Source organism: Bacteroidota bacterium (assembly GCA_016722375.1).
Classification (GTDB): Bacteria; Bacteroidota; Bacteroidia; order Chitinophagales; family LD1; genus Bog-950.
The window spans coordinates 194,191-212,986 of record JADKJG010000005.1 but is presented as its reverse complement, the minus strand read 5'-3'; the positions used below and the strand labels follow the sequence as shown (position 1 = coordinate 212,986).

The 18,796-nt window shown below is 41.5% G+C and carries 19 protein-coding genes; 7 read left to right on the top strand and 12 right to left on the bottom strand.

Annotated features, from left to right (window positions below):
• Nucleotides 1-26 precede the first annotated feature (26 nt).
• On the bottom strand, nucleotides 27-545 hold the full coding sequence (locus IPP77_08305; GenBank protein ID MBL0309663.1) for a hemerythrin domain-containing protein: 519 nt from the start codon (nucleotides 543-545) through the stop codon (nucleotides 27-29).
• 255 nt (nucleotides 546-800) lie between these two features.
• Entirely contained in the window at nucleotides 801-2,261 is a 1,461-nt protein-coding gene (locus IPP77_08300) for a catalase (protein ID MBL0309662.1), read from the bottom strand.
• Between the two features lie 919 nt (nucleotides 2,262-3,180).
• On the opposite strand from IPP77_08300, the gene IPP77_08295 reads away from it, so the two are divergent.
• The gene (locus IPP77_08295) at nucleotides 3,181-4,107 is read left to right on the top strand and encodes a magnesium transporter CorA family protein (GenBank protein ID MBL0309661.1); all 927 of its coding nucleotides are present in this window, start codon (nucleotides 3,181-3,183) and stop codon (nucleotides 4,105-4,107) included.
• A 259-nt stretch (nucleotides 4,108-4,366) separates the two neighbouring features.
• Nucleotides 4,367-6,499 carry a T9SS type A sorting domain-containing protein gene (locus IPP77_08290; protein MBL0309660.1) on the top strand — a complete coding sequence of 711 codons (2,133 nt, stop codon included), beginning with the start codon at nucleotides 4,367-4,369 and terminating at the stop codon, nucleotides 6,497-6,499.
• Nucleotides 6,500-6,531: 32 nt separating this feature from the next.
• Here IPP77_08290 and IPP77_08285 read toward each other — a convergent pair whose 3' ends face one another.
• Together IPP77_08285 and IPP77_08280 are read right to left on the bottom strand one after the other, a co-directional pair.
• Nucleotides 6,532-7,149: a YdcF family protein gene (locus IPP77_08285; GenBank protein ID MBL0309659.1), complete on the bottom strand. Its 618-nt coding sequence runs from the start codon at nucleotides 7,147-7,149 to the stop codon at nucleotides 6,532-6,534.
• Between the two features lie 4 nt (nucleotides 7,150-7,153).
• On the bottom strand, nucleotides 7,154-7,984 hold the full coding sequence (locus tag IPP77_08280) for an alpha/beta hydrolase (protein ID MBL0309658.1): 831 nt from the start codon (nucleotides 7,982-7,984) through the stop codon (nucleotides 7,154-7,156).
• A 67-nt stretch (nucleotides 7,985-8,051) separates the two neighbouring features.
• Here IPP77_08280 and IPP77_08275 point away from each other — a divergent pair, with 67 nt between their 5' ends.
• Nucleotides 8,052-9,122, top strand: coding sequence for an endonuclease/exonuclease/phosphatase family protein (locus tag IPP77_08275; GenBank protein ID MBL0309657.1), 1,071 nt, complete (start codon nucleotides 8,052-8,054; stop codon nucleotides 9,120-9,122).
• 46 nt (nucleotides 9,123-9,168) lie between these two features.
• Here IPP77_08275 and IPP77_08270 read toward each other — a convergent pair whose 3' ends face one another.
• From IPP77_08270 to metF, 4 genes are all read right to left on the bottom strand, one after another.
• Nucleotides 9,169-9,699, bottom strand: a complete 531-nt coding sequence (locus IPP77_08270; protein ID MBL0309656.1) for a hypothetical protein — start codon at nucleotides 9,697-9,699, stop codon at nucleotides 9,169-9,171.
• Nucleotides 9,700-9,769: 70 nt separating this feature from the next.
• The gene (locus IPP77_08265) at nucleotides 9,770-11,725 is read right to left on the bottom strand and encodes a T9SS type A sorting domain-containing protein (GenBank protein ID MBL0309655.1); all 1,956 of its coding nucleotides are present in this window, start codon (nucleotides 11,723-11,725) and stop codon (nucleotides 9,770-9,772) included.
• A 258-nt stretch (nucleotides 11,726-11,983) separates the two neighbouring features.
• Nucleotides 11,984-12,385: a phage holin family protein gene (locus tag IPP77_08260; protein MBL0309654.1), complete on the bottom strand. Its 402-nt coding sequence runs from the start codon at nucleotides 12,383-12,385 to the stop codon at nucleotides 11,984-11,986.
• 12 nt (nucleotides 12,386-12,397) lie between these two features.
• Nucleotides 12,398-13,357: a methylenetetrahydrofolate reductase [NAD(P)H] gene (gene metF, locus IPP77_08255; protein ID MBL0309653.1), complete on the bottom strand. Its 960-nt coding sequence runs from the start codon at nucleotides 13,355-13,357 to the stop codon at nucleotides 12,398-12,400.
• Between the two features lie 144 nt (nucleotides 13,358-13,501).
• On the opposite strand from metF, the gene IPP77_08250 reads away from it, so the two are divergent.
• Entirely contained in the window at nucleotides 13,502-13,912 is a 411-nt protein-coding gene (locus tag IPP77_08250) for an OsmC family protein (protein MBL0309652.1), read from the top strand.
• A 144-nt stretch (nucleotides 13,913-14,056) separates the two neighbouring features.
• Here IPP77_08250 and IPP77_08245 read toward each other — a convergent pair whose 3' ends face one another.
• On the bottom strand, nucleotides 14,057-14,323 hold the full coding sequence (locus IPP77_08245; protein MBL0309651.1) for a hypothetical protein: 267 nt from the start codon (nucleotides 14,321-14,323) through the stop codon (nucleotides 14,057-14,059).
• Nucleotides 14,324-14,672: 349 nt separating this feature from the next.
• Here IPP77_08245 and IPP77_08240 point away from each other — a divergent pair, with 349 nt between their 5' ends.
• The 3 genes from IPP77_08240 (at nucleotide 14,673) to IPP77_08230 (ending at nucleotide 16,198) form a co-directional block, all read left to right on the top strand.
• Nucleotides 14,673-14,900, top strand: coding sequence for a hypothetical protein (locus IPP77_08240; GenBank protein MBL0309650.1), 228 nt, complete (start codon nucleotides 14,673-14,675; stop codon nucleotides 14,898-14,900).
• Nucleotides 14,901-15,280: 380 nt separating this feature from the next.
• On the top strand, nucleotides 15,281-15,823 hold the full coding sequence (locus IPP77_08235) for a hypothetical protein (protein ID MBL0309649.1): 543 nt from the start codon (nucleotides 15,281-15,283) through the stop codon (nucleotides 15,821-15,823).
• Nucleotides 15,824-15,931: 108 nt separating this feature from the next.
• Complete coding sequence (locus IPP77_08230) at nucleotides 15,932-16,198, top strand: T9SS type A sorting domain-containing protein (GenBank protein ID MBL0309648.1); 267 nt, start codon at nucleotides 15,932-15,934, stop codon at nucleotides 16,196-16,198.
• A 119-nt stretch (nucleotides 16,199-16,317) separates the two neighbouring features.
• Here IPP77_08230 and IPP77_08225 read toward each other — a convergent pair whose 3' ends face one another.
• The 3 genes from IPP77_08225 to IPP77_08215 all read right to left on the bottom strand — a co-directional run bounded on the left by IPP77_08225 (nucleotide 16,318) and on the right by IPP77_08215 (nucleotide 18,740).
• Nucleotides 16,318-17,037 (bottom strand): methyltransferase, encoded by a 720-nt coding sequence (locus tag IPP77_08225; protein MBL0309647.1) that lies wholly within the window; start codon nucleotides 17,035-17,037, stop codon nucleotides 16,318-16,320.
• Nucleotides 17,038-17,227: 190 nt separating this feature from the next.
• Complete coding sequence (locus tag IPP77_08220; protein MBL0309646.1) at nucleotides 17,228-17,890, bottom strand: hypothetical protein; 663 nt, start codon at nucleotides 17,888-17,890, stop codon at nucleotides 17,228-17,230.
• A 91-nt stretch (nucleotides 17,891-17,981) separates the two neighbouring features.
• Nucleotides 17,982-18,740: an alpha/beta hydrolase gene (locus tag IPP77_08215; protein ID MBL0309645.1), complete on the bottom strand. Its 759-nt coding sequence runs from the start codon at nucleotides 18,738-18,740 to the stop codon at nucleotides 17,982-17,984.
• Nucleotides 18,741-18,796 lie beyond the last annotated feature (56 nt).

Genomic DNA, 18,796 nt, shown 5'->3' with positions numbered 1-18,796 from the left:
GCTCCTTTTTGATTTTTTATCCTTGACTACTCGTTAGAGAGCTGGACGATTTCATCAAAATCATAGCCTGCTCTCGCTAAAGCTCGCCTGGCAGCTTCTATTGCGATGGGTGCCGGATTTGGAGGATGCAAGGGAACTTCTTCCGTAACTATAAGTTGATCTAAAAGCTCCTGCGTTTGATCGTGCGTCAATGCCTCACAAATTTCATACAATCCGCCCGGCTCCTCTTCAGCCAGATTGTGTCTTTCTAAAAGATACCTAACCACTCCAATTATAGATGTAGTAGGTGGGGGCACCATTAACGCAGTCAGTGCTCCATGCTCAAGCCGATACCTTGGAATGAGTTCCTGCATCAATGTTTGATCTGCCCTTTTTGCTGCCGGAAAAAGGATTTTCTCTTCCATTTTAATATGCCGCAATAACCGGTTTCGAAATTGATGGTAATAATTCATTTCAATTTCGTTTGGTTGCTCAGTCATCTTATACAACAACTGATCAATCCGGTGATGATCTTCTGCAAAAAATTGATACAAGGGCTTATTCATAGCTTCTTTTTGGAACGGTTAGCTAATTTACTCCTCCGGACAACAACTCCGGTCCATGTCCTCTAAGAACAAGAAAATTGCTTTTTGCTATAGGTACATAATGGCTCCTTCTGTCTCTTTCATTGAAAGACAAGAAGTAATTGTCTTGCTGGTTTTTTTAATACGCCTAACCTGCATGAGCAGCACGATGAACTTCTCTCGCCTTCAGAGACATCTGGCTGAAAGAGGCTACTCGATTATAGAGCGCTTTATTCTTTACAACTTCAAGTCACTGATATTGATTCCCAAAGCCATAGCAACACCTTTCCCGTAAGCAGGGTCTGCTTTATAGCAATTAGAAATATGCCTTTCTTGAATGAATTTTTCGGCACCGCCAACCTCAGCAGCCGTATTGTCAAACAACACTTGTTTTTGTTCTGCCGTCAAGATTCTAAAAAGATTACCCGGTTGTGTGTAATAGTCTTCATCTTCCCGGTGGTCATAATGAAATGCAGCACCTTCTAATTCTAAAGAAGGCTCTACGAATTCCTTTTGTTCCTGCCATTGTCCGTAGCTGTTAGGTTCATAATGCAGCGTGGAGCCTTCATTGCCATCTATACGCATGGCCCCATCGCGATGGAAATTATGAAATGGACACTTGGGCTTATTTACCGGGATTTGATAATGATTGACTCCCAATCTATAACGTTGTGCGTCGCCGTAGGAGAACAATCGTCCTTGTAACATTTTATCTGGAGAGAACCCGATGCCGGGAACCACATTAGCCGGATTAAAAGCAGCTTGCTCCACATCAGCAAAATAATTTTCCGGATTTTTATTGAGCTCCATAACCCCCACATCTATCAAGGGATAATCGCCATGTGGCCATACTTTGGTCAAATCAAACGGATCAAAACGGTAGGTTTTAGCCTCTGCTTCCGGCATGATTTGGACTTTCAATTCCCATTTAGGAAAATCACCTTTTTCAATCGCCGTAAACAAATCTCTTTGATTGCTTTCTCTGTCCTTGCCTACGATTGCCGCTGCTTCAGCATTGGTCAGGTTTTGAATTCCTTGCACCGATTTGAAATGAAACTTCACCCAATACCGTTCGTTTTTAGCATTAATAAAACTAAAGGTATGGCTTCCGAAACCGTGCATGTGTCTGTAGGTTTTAGGAATTCCCCTATCACTCATGACAATGGTAATTTGATGAAGTGCTTCGGGCAGCAAGGTCCAAAAATCCCAATTGTGATTGGCGCTTCGCAGGTTTGTTTTGGGGTCGCGTTTCACCGCTTTGTTCAAATCAGGAAACTTATAAGGGTCTTTAAGAAAGAATACCGGTGTATTATTCCCGGCTAAATCCCAATTACCTTCTTCGGTATAAAACTTAATGGCAAATCCTCGAATATCTCTTTCTGCATCTGCTGCACCACGCTCCCCGGCAACGGTCGAAAAACGAACAAACAAATCTGTTTTTTTGCCAATCGTCGAAAATATTTTTGCCTTGGTGTATTTGGTAATGTCATGAGTAACCGTAAAAGTTCCAAAAGCACCAGAACCTTTAGCATGCATTCTTCTTTCGGGAATTACTTCTCTATCAAAATGAGCCAGTTTTTCAAGAAACCAAAAGTCTTCTAACAGCATGGGGCCCTTTTTCCCTGCTGTCTTTACATTTTGATTTTCGGCTATTGGTCTCCCTGAAACCGATGTGAGTTTTTTCTTTTCGTCCTTCATCTTGTGTTATTTTAAGTAAATAAATTTATGCTTGTCTAAAATGTTCTATTACGGTTATATAGTGGTAAATATAGCCCTTTTACAATTGCTTTCAGCGATAGATATACATACATAATTTGCATCACCCCTACCTACTATATATAAAGACAAGAAGCCGGTTCCATGCTAGCCTCCATATATATGATACGTCTAACCTAACGAGAATATTGTATGCTAACCTATTATTGTATGGTAGCCATAGCCTATCTGCTTGCAGGAGTTATGAGCTATTTACAATGATGTATGTATCTCGGATGAATGGCTGTAGTTATTCTGCCAAATTGTCCTCTTCCCTTTCCGCTTTTGACCGACTTATATCTATTCGGTACCCATCTCCAGCTATTCGGTCCCTGTTAGTAAGAGACAGGTCCCTGTTCGTAGCTACTCGGTCCCAGTTAGCTAAAGACAGGTCCCTGTTAGTAGCTACTCGGTGCCTGTTAGCCAAAGATAGGTCCCAGTTAGTGGCTATTCGGCACCTGTTAGCCAAAGACAGATGCCTGATCGTAGCTATTCGGTCCCTGTTAGCTGCTATTCGGTACCAATCAGCTAAAGACAGGTACCAGTTAGCTGCTATTCGGCACCTGTTAGCTCAAAACAGGCTTTGCCACTAAATCTGCGAATCCATATTTTTCTCTGTAATCGTCATGTTTAAAGCCATTTAGTTAAGAGCTACAGTCAACATCCACTAGAATCTCCTTGACAATTAGTTCCTGTTCTCTTGACAGCCATTATAAAAATGGTGACCGGCATTTTAAAAAACAATATTTTTGCAACACAGAAATTAATTATCCAAGGCTATGGACGATTATTGTTTTGATTGTTCAACTTGAATAGGGATTAAACACCTCGCCTCTATTCTTTAACAGGCGGGGGAGACGGTATGAAGACCTTTTTAAAAGACGGAATTGGCTTAGTTTCAATTGAAAAATGGGAAGCAAAATGTTGGATAAATATTGAACAGCCGACCCAAGAAGACAAAGCATATTTGCTTCAAGAAATTCAAATTCCCGAAGCGTTCTATAATGATATAGAAGATGTGGATGAAAGACCCCGCATCGAGATAGAAGATGGATGGACTTTGATAATTTTAAGACTTCCTTATAAAAGTGCTGATTTAAAATCGCCCTTTTCCACCATCCCTCTTGGGTTGATATTCAAAGGCGATATTTTTGTTTCCATCTGTTTTCATAATTCCGAAGTAATTCCGGATTTCATTACTTATACAAAAAGGAAAAGGATAAAAATTAAAGACAGTTACTATTTAGTTTTCAGATTGCTATTATCATCAAGCGTCTGGTTTCAAAAATATTTAAAACAGATAAACCAAAATATCAAGTCCGCTGAAAATCAACTGGAGAAATCAATTAGAAATGAAGACTTGCAAACCTTATTGCAACTAGAAAAGTGTTTAGTCTTTTTTACGACTTCTTTAAAAGGCAACGACATTTTGGTCCATAGACTAAAAAACACGAAGCATCTTAAAGATACCTTTGACTATGAATTGGTGGAAGATGTTGAAATTGAATTAAGGCAAGCACTTGAAACGACTAATGTCTATAGCAATATTCTAAGTGGTATGATGGATGCTTATGCTTCGGTAATATCTAATAACCTTAATGTTATTATGAAGCAACTTACATCCATTTCTTTAATTTTAATGATACCGACTTTAATTGCAAGTTTATATGGAATGAATGTGCCCAATGCACTGGAGAATAACAAATCTGGCTTTTGGATAGTTCTATTGATATCATTAGGTTTTTCATCTTTTGGAGTAATTATTTTCATGAAAAGAAAATGGTTCTAAATAAACGCAGCGGCTGACAAGCCAGAAGATTATCAGAGGCCTGTTTTTTAGGTATGGATTATGAAAGCAGCCTTCTTCTATAAATAGCCTCAAATGAGTGGGCCTTGTTCGTTTGTCATCTCAGTGTCATTTTTTGAACATTTATCCACAAAATATATCTTGTAGTTAGAATGGTTTAATGAGAGTTTTTTTATTTGCCTAATCAAGATTTTAAAAACCTTATAAAAAATAGTTGTTTGTTGATTATTAGTTACGCTATATGAAAAGAACTCGTTTTACTACTTTCTTGTTTTCTGCCCTTATTCTTCTGCTTCATTTTCAATCCTTCTCTCAAAGCGAAACCTTTCGGTGTGGCACTGATGAAATGAGGAGGCAGCGCATTGCTTTGCATCCTGAAATTCTTGCGGAAGAAGCGAAACTCGAAGACTTTACTAAGCAATACATCCAGAACAATAAGAGCAGTCAGGCACAACGTTCTGAGCCTATTATCATTCCAGTAGTTTTTCATATTCTCCATCAGGGAGGAGCAGAAAATATTTCAAATGAGCAGATAATGGATCAATTGCGTATTCTGAATACAGACTACAATAAACGCAATGCAGATACTTCACTGGTCATTCCCTCCATGCAACAATACATTGGAAATATCGGCATAGAATTTCGATTGGCCAATATAGATCCAAAGGGAAATATTACCAACGGTATAGACCGTATTAACACGGTACAAACATTTGTGGGCGATGATTATTCCAAACTAAGTTCATGGCCACGAGAAAAATATCTGAATGTCTGGACCGCAAAAACCATGAGGGAAGGTGCAGCAGGCTATGCCTACTATCCGGGAGGAGTTTCGAGTATTTATAATACACCAAGCATGGATGGCATTATGATTCTTCACAATTACGTGGGCAGCATAGGCACCTCCACTCCGGTTCGGTCACGTGCTTTGACGCATGAAATCGGGCATTACCTGAATCTAAAACACACTTGGGGAGATACCAATAGCCCACGTATGTCTTGTGGAGATGATGAGGTAGATGATACTCCTTTAACTAAAGGATGGGATTTTTGTCCCTATCCTCAAAATGCGCAGGAATGTAACCCCGGAGTGATTGAAAATTATCAGAACTATATGGATTATTCCTATTGCTCAAACATGTTTACAGAAGGTCAAAAAGACAGGATGCTAGCCGCTTTGAGTTCTACAGTTTCTCAGCGATCTAATTTATATTCTGGCGAAAATCTGATTGCGACAGGCGTGCTGAACACCGTGCCATTGGTCGGTGTGCCGGTGGCAGATTTTGCTTTGTCCAAGCGGTATGCCTGTTCAAATCAATCTGTATATTTTTATGATGCTTCGGATAATGCTCAGATAGACGAATATTACTGGGAGTTTGACAATGCAAGTCCCTCCAGTTCCACGCTTAAAAACCCGGTAGTTCAATTTCTTGATTATGGTTGGCATCGGGTCAGTTTGACCGTACGTAATCTTGATAACCCCGATAAGTCCAGTACAAAAGTAGACTCGTTTGCCGTGTTCACCGGATACAGTAATGGGTTATACTATGCGCCTTACTATGAAGGATTTGAATACTCAAGCATTTTTGATGTTGACTGGGCATCCGTAAACTATGACCAGAACAATACCCGGTTTCAACAAACCAACGAAGTCTCACATACCGGTACGGGAAGTGCCTTTGTCAATAATTATTTCACTCGTGCAAACCGTGATATAGATGAAATTGTTTCGCCCGGAATAGATATGTCTTCTTTGGCTCCTGATCAAATGACGCTTTCATTTTTTTACTCCCTAGCAAGTTGGAACGGGTTTCCTCCTTCTTGGGAAGATTCATTAGTAGTTTCTGCCTCAAGCGATTGTGGTGTGAATTGGAAAAATATTTACAAAATCGGAGGCACCCGGTTGGTCATGGGCAGTTGGGTAGGCTCTTGGAAGCCTTTGCAAGAAGCGGGTTCTTGGAAAAAGGTGAATATCTCTATTCCATCAAATCTCAATCTGAGGCAGCCGAATGTGCGTTTCCGTTTCCAACTGTTCAGTTCGATCCAAACCAACAACTTCTATTTAGATGACATCAATATCGGTAATGTGATGGTGACCGGTCTGAATGAAACAGCGTCGATTGAAGAGGCCACTCTTTTCCCTAATCCAACAAATGGCTATACGATATTAAATCTCTCTTTACTAAAAGCGGGAAAAGTCAGTGTAGCTGTTTATGATCTGAATGGCCGAGAAGTAATGCAGCCGGTTGAATCCTTTGTTAACGAAGGAATGAATCGTATGGAACTGGATGGCTCTATGCTAAATTCGGGAATTTATGTGTTGCGCATTATTTCGGGCGATACACAAATCCAAAGAAAATTAGTGAAAGATTAGTCGGTCAACTAGCTTAGGAACTACAGCTATTTTCAACTTCGGATTTTGATCCAGTAATACAACTGTTTAATCCACTCATTGTTCACGGCAATCAATCCGTCTTCACTTTGCCACCAATACATTTCGTCAAAACGAGAACTGGGAGCACCGTGCATCATGACCTCAATATTGTGTGGGTGTAATTGTTTATAAAAAGTATTCCTTGCTCGGCCTGTATGGAGTAAAGAAGTAATTAGAATCACTCGTTTAATAGCGTTTGATTGGCAATAATTCAGAATAACCGCTGCTTCTTCTTTCGTGCTGGTTCCTTCGCGCAATTCAATGATGACCGAATCGGGAATATGATGATGCCGAAGGTTGGCGGCGGTCATATCACTTTCCAAGGTATCAATTCCAAATACTTTCATTTCAATTACCGGATTGCCACCCGTGCAGATAATTCTAGGTGCAAAACCCTGCTCATATACTTTCGCCGCTTCGTTCCCACGGTCGAATCCCCCTCCCGAAAGAACAATCATGACGTCGGCGTGCTGCAAGGAATCCTCATGAATCAAGAAGGTGACAAAGGAGCGCAGGATAGGATGGCGCAGAACGAAAAATCCCACAGACAAAAACAACAGCAACAAAACTAAATAGAGCGGTTTCTTCATTGGCTCAATATGCCTCGAGCCATTTGATAATATAATTCACTACCTCGGTGCGGTCCGGCTCTGGCTCGTTGTGAAGCTCATGATAATAGCCTTCCCAACTTTTGAAGGTGAGGAATTGGTCTGAAGCCTTTTCCGAAAATTCTTTAGAGGCTTCATACGAGGTCAACCGGTCGGCAGTGCCGTGCATGATCAACAAAGGAGTTTTTAATTCGCCGGCATGAGCCAAAGCCCATTTACCCGCTTTGTGCATACCAAAGAAAAGCCCTGCGGTAATCCGGCCGTGATTATAGGGGTCGGCAATATACTTCCGAACTTCTTCTTTATCTCGCGAAATAGCATCTGCATCTAAGTTAGCCTTCTCCGAAAATTTTGGGTAAATGCTTTTCATCATCCATGCTAAGAACACCTTGAAAGCGGGTGGCTCAAAAGCCAGCTTGAATAAAGGCGCGGTGGCAATGGCACCTTTTATCGCTGACGATCGTTTTAAAATAAAGTTCACCACAATCGCACCGCCCATGCTGTGCCCATACAAAAATATGGGCGTGTTTGGAAAGCGGGTATTGGCTTCGTCTAAAATTATCTTTACTGAATCAAGCATTGCATCATAGGAGGGCGCATATCCGCGTTTGCCCTCTGTTCTGCCATGACCGAATTCATCAAAGCTCAGCATCGCATATCCCGCTTGGCATAATCGCTCCGCCACATGCCGATATCTTCCGCTGTGCTCATTAAATCCGTGTATCAGGCAAACCACTCCTTTGGTCTGCGGCGGGCTCCATCCCTGAGCATAGAACTTCACGCCTTCTTGTGTCCAACTCCATTCAAAGTGATTCATAATTTTCGATTTGTTTGCTTGTTATCAAAAGTAGGAATTATATTGTGTTCAGTTCAAAGCGGAATATATGAAACAGATACTACTCGTTTTCGGAATCTTGGTTTTGGCAGCGGTCGTTTACGTTGGAGGCATGATATTATTTGGCGTGCTCACCAAATTCCGGCCCAAACCGGTGGAAGATATCGCGGTTAACATGGAGAATCCTTCCTTTCATCAACCGGTGGTGATTGAAGATTCTGTGCTTAGCCTTTTGATTTGGAATATCGGCTATGCCGGTCTGGGTGCTGAAACTGATTTCTTTTATGATGGAGGTAAAATGGTGACCGCCCCTAAGGCACAAGTAACCAAGGACCTAGAAGGCATAAAAAAATATCTCGTCGAGAACCGCAAAACAGATTTTATCCTTTTGCAGGAGACCGACCGGAAGAGTAAAAGAAGTTGGAAAACAGATCAGGTGAAAGAAATTCAAAAACAATTGCCCGAACATGTTTCGGCCTTTGCACCAAATTTTGATGTTAAGTTTTTGCCCTTTCCATTCACTAATCCTATCGGTGAAGTGTTTGGCGGCTTGCAGTCTCTCAGTCGTTACCTGCCTTCAGAATCACAGCGCATATCCCTACCCGGCATCTCAGACTTTCCCCGCCGCTACTTTTACTTAGACCGATGCCTATTGTTGCAGCGCTTTCCGGTTAAGAATGGAAAGAATCTCGTAGTCATAAATACACATTTCGAGGCTTATGATAAAGGAGGGACAGTGAAGGTAGAGCAAAGAGCGCTGACTAAGAAAATAATGGAAGACGAGTATGCCAAAGGAAACTATGTGATAGTCGGTGGCGACTGGAACATCGCTCCTCCGGGCTTTAATGTACATCAATGGGAAAAGCAGAAAGAGGAAGATGAACTTTATCTCATGAACAATGACTCTATCTACATACCCGGATGGTCTTATGTTTATGACCCTGCTATTCCTTCCAACCGGAAAAACAATTTTCCCTATGACCCAACAACAACTTTCACGACGGTAATTGACTATTATTTTGTTTCTCCAAATATCGAAGTGCTGCAAGTGAAAACCAGCGATATGCAGTTTGCCTACTCAGATCATCAACCGGTGAAGATGGATATCAAGTTGAAGTAACCGATGGAGCTAATGAACATGATTGCATTAAAGACTAACACAAAAACTATTTAATCTTCCTCCCCCCGGCTATTCGTTGCCGCACCTGCATTTTATCAATTTTGCGCAGGTTCACCAACAGGTGAGCATAACGGCTATCGGGGTCGGTATTATATTCCAGACCTGAATAGTGTACTTTGCCGCTGCCATTATTCCATTCAGATGCCAACAGAACAAACTTATCACCCATATTTGGATTGATGCCGAAACTGAGCGAGTGATCGTCGCCCATTTCAAAGCTCACCATCATTTTGTTTTCACGAGGTATTTCAGTCAATACACCTGGTGTTCCTGAACGAATCAATATTTCATCCACCCTTTTCCCTTGCTTCATTTTGATCTTTCCCTGCACTATTTCAGTTGAGGAATTTGATAGCCGTCTTTGTAATATAATATCATGAGAAACATAAAACTGTATGCTGCGGATCTGCTCATCAGTCCAGTTGTAACGTTGCTTCATGGAGTCGGTGAAGGGAACCAAGGTCTTGCACGAGTAAAACCCGGAGGCGACAATAAAAAACAAAAGCAGTTTCTTCATTTTAAAATTTTTAAAGCGCGATTATATAACGCCGCCTTGCAGGAGTTGGATACATCCTAACACCTTAAGTTTATCGTTGTAGAGAAAATTTTAAGATTTTTTCTGAATGTGTGGTGCTAACGGAAACAAAGTATAAACCCGAAGCATAGCCGGAAAAGTCTAATGAAAATCTTCCAACTTTAGAATCCATACTTTCCTGACGCAATATTTCTTCTCCTATCAAATTGTAAACTTTTACGGTAACCGGTTCCGGTTTATTTAAACCAAATTCTAATATCGTCCTTCCGGTCGAAGGATTTGGATATAGCCGAACATTCATCTTGGTCTCTCCTCCATCAATATTTTTTACTCCAACCGGGCCTTCTGTAATTTGAAACCGGTCGAGGCCACCTTCTACAATATTCTGACTACTACCGGGAACATCATTTACAACAAAGTTCACTCGCATATTATTACCCGGTGTTAAAAAATCAGCTATTCGAAAGACCTTTTCAGTCCAAATATTGGTTGGCTGATTTGAAGTATCTATGGTTTCAATCGTTACAGTATTTAGACCATCTGTCAATCGAACCAACATATTATCGCCGGAAGGCACCATGCCTCCGTTAAAATACCAGCGTGAATAATGAATATATGGATCTGCAAAGCCTGTAACATCAAACGAAGGGGTAATCAAGGACACAGAACCATTGTTTACTCCGTCGGCTAATGGGTTCGCCGCACCGTTACCGGTTACGTAGCATTTTAAACCGAAATCATCGGGCAGGTCTGAAGAGGGATTAGCCAAGCTACCACCAAAGTAAGTCCCGATTGGATTCTCACGCACCCAGAATCCGGAAGAGGCCGTGTTAGATTTGGTCCAGCCGAAATCGAAAAGAAAGTCATCGTAATAATGATTTCCCTGAAGTCGAATCGTGCGGAAACCGGTACCCGAGTCGAAATAGGCGTGAATCGTATCCAGTTTGGTCCGATAGCCCCAACTTCCGGCATACACATCATAATATCCTTCTACCAGATTGGGGATAGAAAAAACACCACCTGCATCTGCCGTTGCCTCAAATTTCAGCGGCCCATCAAACAATATTTTTGCGTTCGAAACTCCTGAAGATGTTTGCATATCTACTACCTGACCACTATAAGGAAAATTAATAGTCTGATCGGTACAGCCTAAAGCAGATTGAATAGAAAGACGACAATTATTGAGCACCGCCTTGATTCGTTCTTTTTGCCCGTAGGTGAACATCCAAACCTGATCATCATCCGGGTAGTCCATATAGTTCATCCACATATCATAATCATCCACCGGTGTTTCTGTACAAGTGTTTTGAAGCAAATTTGGTTTGCCATAGGTTGCCTCTTTTTCTGGCGGCGTATCGCATACGCGGTCACCGTCTAGGCTACAAGTTTGAGGTGTCCCTCCGGCACAACTATCTTGAAAGTTGTGAAACAAACCCAACCAGTGACCCACCTCATGTACTCCCGTTTTACCCAAATTTTTATTGCCCGGAAAAGGATTAACCGGTGTTTTGCCTACCATGCGATAATCAAGTACTACACCATCCTGATTCTTTGGAAACAAGCAGGGAAAGGTGGAATAGCCCAACAGCGGAGGCAAGAGTTCTGTTGTCCAGATGTTCAGATATTTATCCGCATCCCAAATGGTAGCAGGTTTGATCACATTATCAAAATAATTTTGGTTGCTGATATTGGTAAAGTCGTGTCGGGTAATTCCAGAGGTAGGATTTCCTGCAGGATCAAATCGAGCAAGGCAAAATTCAATATCCATATCGGCGGCTCTATTCTTGAACCAACTTGGAATCAATGCGGCATCCGAATTTCTTTTCCGAAAGCAGGTATTCAATACTTCTAATTGTGAAAGCAATTGTGCGTCCAAAATATTTACACCCGTACCTAAAGGTTGGCCACTGTGAATGACGTGGAACACTACTGGTATAGTCACAATCAAGCTTCGTTCTGCATTGTGTTCTGCCGGACGACTCTGATATTCCTCTATATTTTTTTCCATCTGCATCCACTTTTCCAAGGCGGAAGGATCCTGTTTAAATAATTCATGTCGGTATTGATCCGTTCCGCAGGGTTCAGAAGGATTTTGGGCATTTATAAACAGGGCAAACCAAGAGCAACAAAAAACAATGACAAATTTTAATCTCATCAGACAGATTGAATTAATAATGAGAGCGAATTTAGAAGAAAAGGGTTGTGAGAATTTTTAATGAATGATAGTATGTGGAAAGCGTCGCTTACTTTTCGCTACACTCGGGGTTTACGCAATCCGGTTACCGTCCTTATCGAATACCTTAACAGAATCTTCGCGATGCTTCGCTTTAATTGTCAAACGCTCAAACAAGCTGCCGATAACCGAAAGCAGTATGCTGAACAGCAATGCCCACCAAAATCCATCTACCTTGAAATTCGGTTCCAAAATCCAAGAAGCGATAATGATGATAAAGGCGTTGATGACCAACAGAAACAGCCCCAGCGAAATGATAGTGGCCGGAATAGTCAGAAAAATAAGTACCGGTTTGACCGACACATTCAACAGAGCCAGCAAGGCTGCTAGAATCACCGCATACCAAAAGTCGGTGAGATGAACCCCCGGTAGTAGATAGGCCGTAATGATGACAGCCAGTGCATTGAGTATCAGCTTTAAAATAAAATCAATCATACTAAAAGGGTTTTAAAAAATGGCTCGTGCAATTTCAATAGTTGCTTCCGAGCGGCTCATCGTGTAATAATGCAGACAAGGAACTTTGGCGGCTTTCAATTCTTTCGATTGCTGAATAGCCCATTCAATACCTACTTGCTTCACCGCTTTATCATCTTTGCATTTCTCCACCGCGTCCGCCAATGCCTCCGGAATATCAATATGAAACATCTTCGGCAAAATATGTAGCTGTGATTTGGTCGAAAAAGGTTTAATCCCCGGAATAATCGGAACCTCTATTCCTTTAGCACGACATTTTTCTACAAAATTGAAAAACTTTTTATTGTCAAAAAACATCTGCGTTACGATATAGTCCGTGCCCGCATCTACTTTGTGCTTCAACCAATTTAAGTCTGTATTCAGGTTGGGTGATTCAAAGTGTTTTTCAGGATAGCCTGCCACACCGATACAGAAATTTGTCTTCATTTCATTTTCGGTTTCTTCATGCAGAAACTTGCCCTTATTCATTTCTGCTACCTGAAGCACTAATTCCGAAGCATGTTTATGCACCCCGCTTTTTGGAACTGCCGAAGCCCTTGAATTCTTTTCTGAATCTCCCTGCAACAGCATCAGGTTGTTGATGCCGAGATAATGTAGGGTGAACAGTGCGTCTTCTGTCTCCTCCGGCGTAAAGCCACCACAGACCAAATGAGGCACCGTATCCACATTAAATCGGCCTCTGATGGCAGCGCAAATACCCACCGTGCCCGGACGTCTGCGCAAAGGAACTTCCTCTACTAATCCATCCGGCCTTTTTTTATAAATAATTTCTTCGCGGTGATAAGTGACATCAATGAACGGAGGTTTAAACTCCAGCAATGGCTCAATGACGTTCAGCAAATCATCAATAGTTTTTCCCTTTTGCGGAGGCAAGACCTCAAAAGAGAAAAGGGTGGATTTGGCTTTCGCCAGATGCTCGGTTACTTTAGGCAAGACTCTAAGATTAAGCCCGCAAATGTAATGGCTTTGTGTTTATTACCCTAACCGGCTGTCCTTCCCGACCGGTGAAACCAAAAAAGGCTGAAAGTTTTTATTTTCGCCAGAACAGAAATTGAGTTAATCTAAAAAACAAAAAAGATGAAAAGAACAGCTACTGCCGTTTGGAGCGGCACCGGAAAAGAAGGCAAAGGACACCTCAGCAGCCAAAGTGGCGTACTTGCTCAAAACCACTATGCCTGGAACACCCGCTTTGAAGAAAGCAAAGGTACCAACCCCGAAGAATTGATTGCCGCCGCTCATGCAGGATGCTTCGCCATGAAGCTGAGTTTTGTATTAGGTGAAGCCGGTGCCACCGCCGAATCTATCGAAGCCAGCGCCACCGTTACGCTCGAAGGCGGAAGCATTACAACTTCTCACCTTGTAGTGAAAGCCAAAGTGCCCGGCATCACCAAAGAAAAGTTTGAAGAATGTGCTCAAAATGCCAAAGCGAATTGTCCGGTCTCTAAAGTACTGAACCTCGCGATAAGCATGGAGGCCGTGCTGGTGTAGAAATTTGCTTTCCCGATACTTTAATGTGACAAATATCTCCTCCGAGGTTTGGTTCTATTCCACCATCTGTACGGTTGATTTCGGGTAATTCTAAGAAACGAATACCAATTTCGGAAGATATTGGTGGAAGTTAAATAGAAACTATCAAGCCTTTCTACCGAATACCATCTTGCCGAGAACCGTGTGGTGTTTTTCTACTACTTCCTTCCCTGTTTTCACCACGATTTTAGGTATTTCTGTGGCGAGGTTGCCTATTTCTGCCACAGACTTCCCTATTTTTATGATGAACTTCCCTACTTCCGTGACAAACTGTCCTATTTCCGTGGTGGACTTCCCTGTTTTTGCGATGGACTTAGGTATTTCCGCCGCAGACTTCCCTAATTTCGTGGCGACTTGTCCTAATTCTGTCACGGACTTGCCTATTTCCGTGGCAGTTTTGCCTATTTCTGTGACAAAAACAGTCTGGAAATTTCTGGGAAATCAATGAATTAACAGAAAAAAAAACAAATCGCCTGATTTCGCTATTTTTTGATAATATATTAAGGGATTGTTTTGGGAGACCGCTTTTTAACAAATGGCAAGGTGGATGGATATGAAGCAATCTAACGTTTATTCATAATATATCGGTGTCCATTGTAAAAATTCGTTCTAAAATTTCACCGCCCTTGATGGTGTTTAGGTTTCCAAAATAATTTTTAGTGCAACCCTGCCCGTCCGGTCAGGCGAGCGTCATCATCAAGTTTTTTGAGAAGAATTCAAGGTGAACGCTAGAGACCGTCAATATCCAATTTGGAAACGAAATTCGTTGAGTATTGATTTGTTTACAGAAAAGGTGTTTTTGCAAAAACCGGATTACATTCATGATAACCCGGTACAAGAAAAATGGGGATTGTCAATATTTCCGGAAGATTACAAATATTCATCTGCGAGCTTTTATTATCACGGCAAAGATGATTTTGGATTCCTTAAAGATTTCAGGGGAGAGTAATTTAGCGGGCACCTCTCCACCCAACTGGGTTGTTAGTGACGTTCACTATATTTGTTTTTAATGGATGAACTAAACACCAACGGCACAAAGACTTTCAATTATTATCTCTTCCAAGTGCGCTTCGCAACACTTGGAAGAACAGGATGCTCTTTCAAACAATTCGGAGTTACAATTAGGAATCCCTTATCCAAGTCCAACTAGTGATTACGTTAAAAATCCAGTCTTTCTATCCGGAAAGGAAAGATTCGATCTTGTTGTTTTTGATGAATTAGGTAGGTCCGTCGCTTGCTTTAATTATCGGGATGTAGCCGAATGAGAGAATTGGGTTAAATTCTCTTGTTCAAATTTAAGTAAGGGAATATATTTTGTTAAGCTTGTGGATGAAAAAAAGAGTACTTACATTTCTCGGTTCGTACATCAATAGCCGAATGAAAATTTCGTTATCATTTATTCTAATCCTATCGATTGGAATATCAGGATGTAAAAAGGATTCTCTCTATGCTGGGTCGGCTTTAAAGAACGGCTCAAATTGGGAAGCAACGGCTTATGCTTATATTGATATTGGTAAGTTAAATATCACCTTATCCAATAAAAAAAGGGGAAACTATAATCTTCTCTACTTTATACATATTCCCACAACCGGAATGACTTATTTCAATTCAGTGAACGGGATTGAGGACACCCTTCCTATACTCAACTATATGTATTTTGATAATTACGGTGGAATAGACGTAGCTTGTACCGCCTATAAACATAACTACGGAGATACCTCTTGGATTACTATCGACAGTTTTGATTTAAGTAATCGGGTAGTAAAGGGAAGGTTCTCATTAAGTCTTAAAGTTGATTCATTTGGAAAATGTAGTGCCTCTGATCCGGATTTTATCAAGTTTGAACAAGGAGAGTTTTTTGCACAGTTTTGATTTGGGCATATTTGCATTTGTACCCAAGTCAGTGTGATATCTATAACCTTGACTTGAGCTTTCTGCTAATGGAATTTATTTTATAGAAGTAATGATGAAAGGGAAAGAGTGGAAAAGGAAAAAGTACTAAAAGCGTTTCCGAACCCAGCAAGCGATGTTGTAACAGTAGATTATGGTTTTACGGATTGGAGTAAAGACGGAACGGTAAGTATGGAGATAGTGAATGAATTAGGACAAGTGATACATCAACAAGCACTGCCTCAATACAGTGGTTTTCAGAAACTGAATATTTCTTCATACCCTTCGGGTATTTATACGGCTTATATCAAACGCAACCGTAGCGTAGTTGCGGTGGCCAAGTTTGCGAAGCAGTAGAATATCCACCCTCGTAGATTCTCCTTTTTATAGGTTGGGGACTCTAAGAAGTAAAGTGAACTTAGCAACGCATCGGGAAGTTTGAAACAAGCCTCTCCTACGAAGAGAGAAGCATCCAATCAAAAATTCAGATAGAAATCACGGGTCAACTGTTTATATGCTTCGGTAAACGTATTATCCTCTTTCTTGATGGTAATAGTGCTTTTCTCTGTTCCGGAGTTAATTCGCTCCACTTGTATCATCAACACATAAGGATCCATTCCTTTTACAGCCACAACCTCTGTCGTAGTGGTTACAAATAATCCTCGCAGGGTGGTCTTTTCACGAAACAGCGGGAAATTGGCAACAGGAAGAATCAAAAGCGCCTTGCCTTCTTCGGATAGTAAGTGTTTGATGCCGATAAGCAAATCATCGTAGTCCAATTCGATTCCATGCCGGGCAACGTTTCTTTGATGGCGGTGAGATTTAAAATCATTTACAAAGTAGGGGGGATTAGAAATGATTAAATCATATTTTCTGTTCGGCAAAAAATTTTGCAAGGAGGAATGAAAAGCCGTCAACCGCTCTGCCCAGGGACTGTGACCAAAATTCTCTTTTGCCTGCCTCCAGGCTTCTTCATCAATATCAATCGCATCAATTTGAGCCCCTTCATTTCCCTGCGCCATCATCAAGGCGATGACACCGGTACCGGTGCCAATATCCAATATGTGCGTTGCATCGCCCTTATTCTTCCAAGCCCCCAACAGTACGCCGTCTGTATTCACCTTCATCGCACAGCGGCCTTGCTCGACCTCAAATTTTTTAAACCGGAAAACAGACGAAGGCATTTTAGTTTTCAAGGATTGGTATGATTGTGTGGATTCTCTCGTGGCAAAAAAAGAAAATGTCCCGCTTTTTTGATCTGTGCCTACCTTTCCCAAGAAAATAGTTCTCAGCTACTATTTAGCTCTGAATGATAAAAGCGGTCAACTGTCTCTAGTGAGCAGAGTGTGTCTCGGCCAAATGCGCACACGCCTTCATAGATGGAAGCTAAACATTTAGATACCTCATCAGGGCATCATACCGGTCTTTGATTTCACCGGTGTATTCAGTTTCGTTATAGATATTGCGCACGATATATTCATACCTTTCAAAGGCGGCGATGAGTGCCGAAATATCAGTCGTATTCAATTTGATAGTAACTTCCACCGTTCCGTTGGCTTGGTTGCGGTCAGAATAGAGGCAGAGAATCGTTGCATCATTTTCTTCCACAATTCTCGACAATTCTGAAACAGAATAATTGCGGGCATCGGTCTCCAATTCTAAAACTGCTCCCTGGCTTTTTACCGAACTGAGCATAGCAAAAGAGCGCAGACAACTCTGGGAAGAAATGATTCCCCAATAATTCAAGTCTTCATCTACCACCGGCACCATCCGCACATTAAACTCTACAGCTACCCTCATGATGTCGAAGATGTGGGCATTTTGAAATACCAGCGGCTTGTTTAAAGTCAGGTCAAAGCTTTTTAGTGGCTTTTTCTTATTCTGCAACCGATTGATTTCCTCTATAGAAATCAAGCCGGCATATTTTTCTCCGTCCAAAACAGGAAGCTCGGTCACAAAATATTCTTGCATGACAGACCGCACCTTCTCCACCGAGTCGGTCATATAAACCGGAGGTATAGAATCTGAGATAAGTTGTGGAGTAATCATAATAGGATGCCCTTCATTATATATATAGACGTATAATTCACTGAAAAGTTCGCCATTAGTTGGCGAATAATTCCTTGATACAATGAGGCAATCATAACCATTTATTCAAAAACTGTTCTAATAGGCGGTTAAATTCTTCCGGCTTTTCCATCATGGGCGCATGTCCGCATTGTTTGATAATGTGTAATTCGGAATTGGGCAGCAGCGTATGAAACTCTTTTCCAACAAAGGGCGGAGTAATGGTATCGTCTTCGCCCCAAATCAGACATACCGGTACTTTCATGCCGGGTATCTGTTCGCGCAGATTATTTCGCAGGGCAGATTTGGCCATAAATATCAGGCGCAGCACTTTTTCTCGATTGTTTACAATTTCAAAAACCTCATCTACTAATTCTTTAGTAGCGTGTTTTGGATCATAGAATGTAGTCTGTGTTTTCTTCTGCACAAATTCATAATCACCCTTTCGGGGATAGGCGTCGCCCAAAGTGTTTTCAAACAAGCCGGAACTGGCGGTCAGCGTCATGGTCTTTATTTTTTCAGGCCGCAGCAAATAATAAAGCTGAGCGATATGCCCACCCAACGAGTTGCCAATCAGATGTAACTTATCAATTTCTTTATGGCGGATGAACCCGTCAATATAATCGAGCATGCCATCTACATTGGTTTGCTCGGGCTTCAAATCATACAGGGGCAATATCGGAATTATGATTCTGAACCTATCCGAAAAACTGTTGATCAGATGTTCAAAATTGCTTAACGCACCAAATAATCCATGCAACAATAACAGCACCTCACCGGTGCCGGTCTCGGCATATTTGAACCGCCCTTCCTGTTTAATTTCTAACAACATGTGCACTGAAATGACCCACTCAAAAGTAAATATAAATAAACATTCCTCCGGCTCGG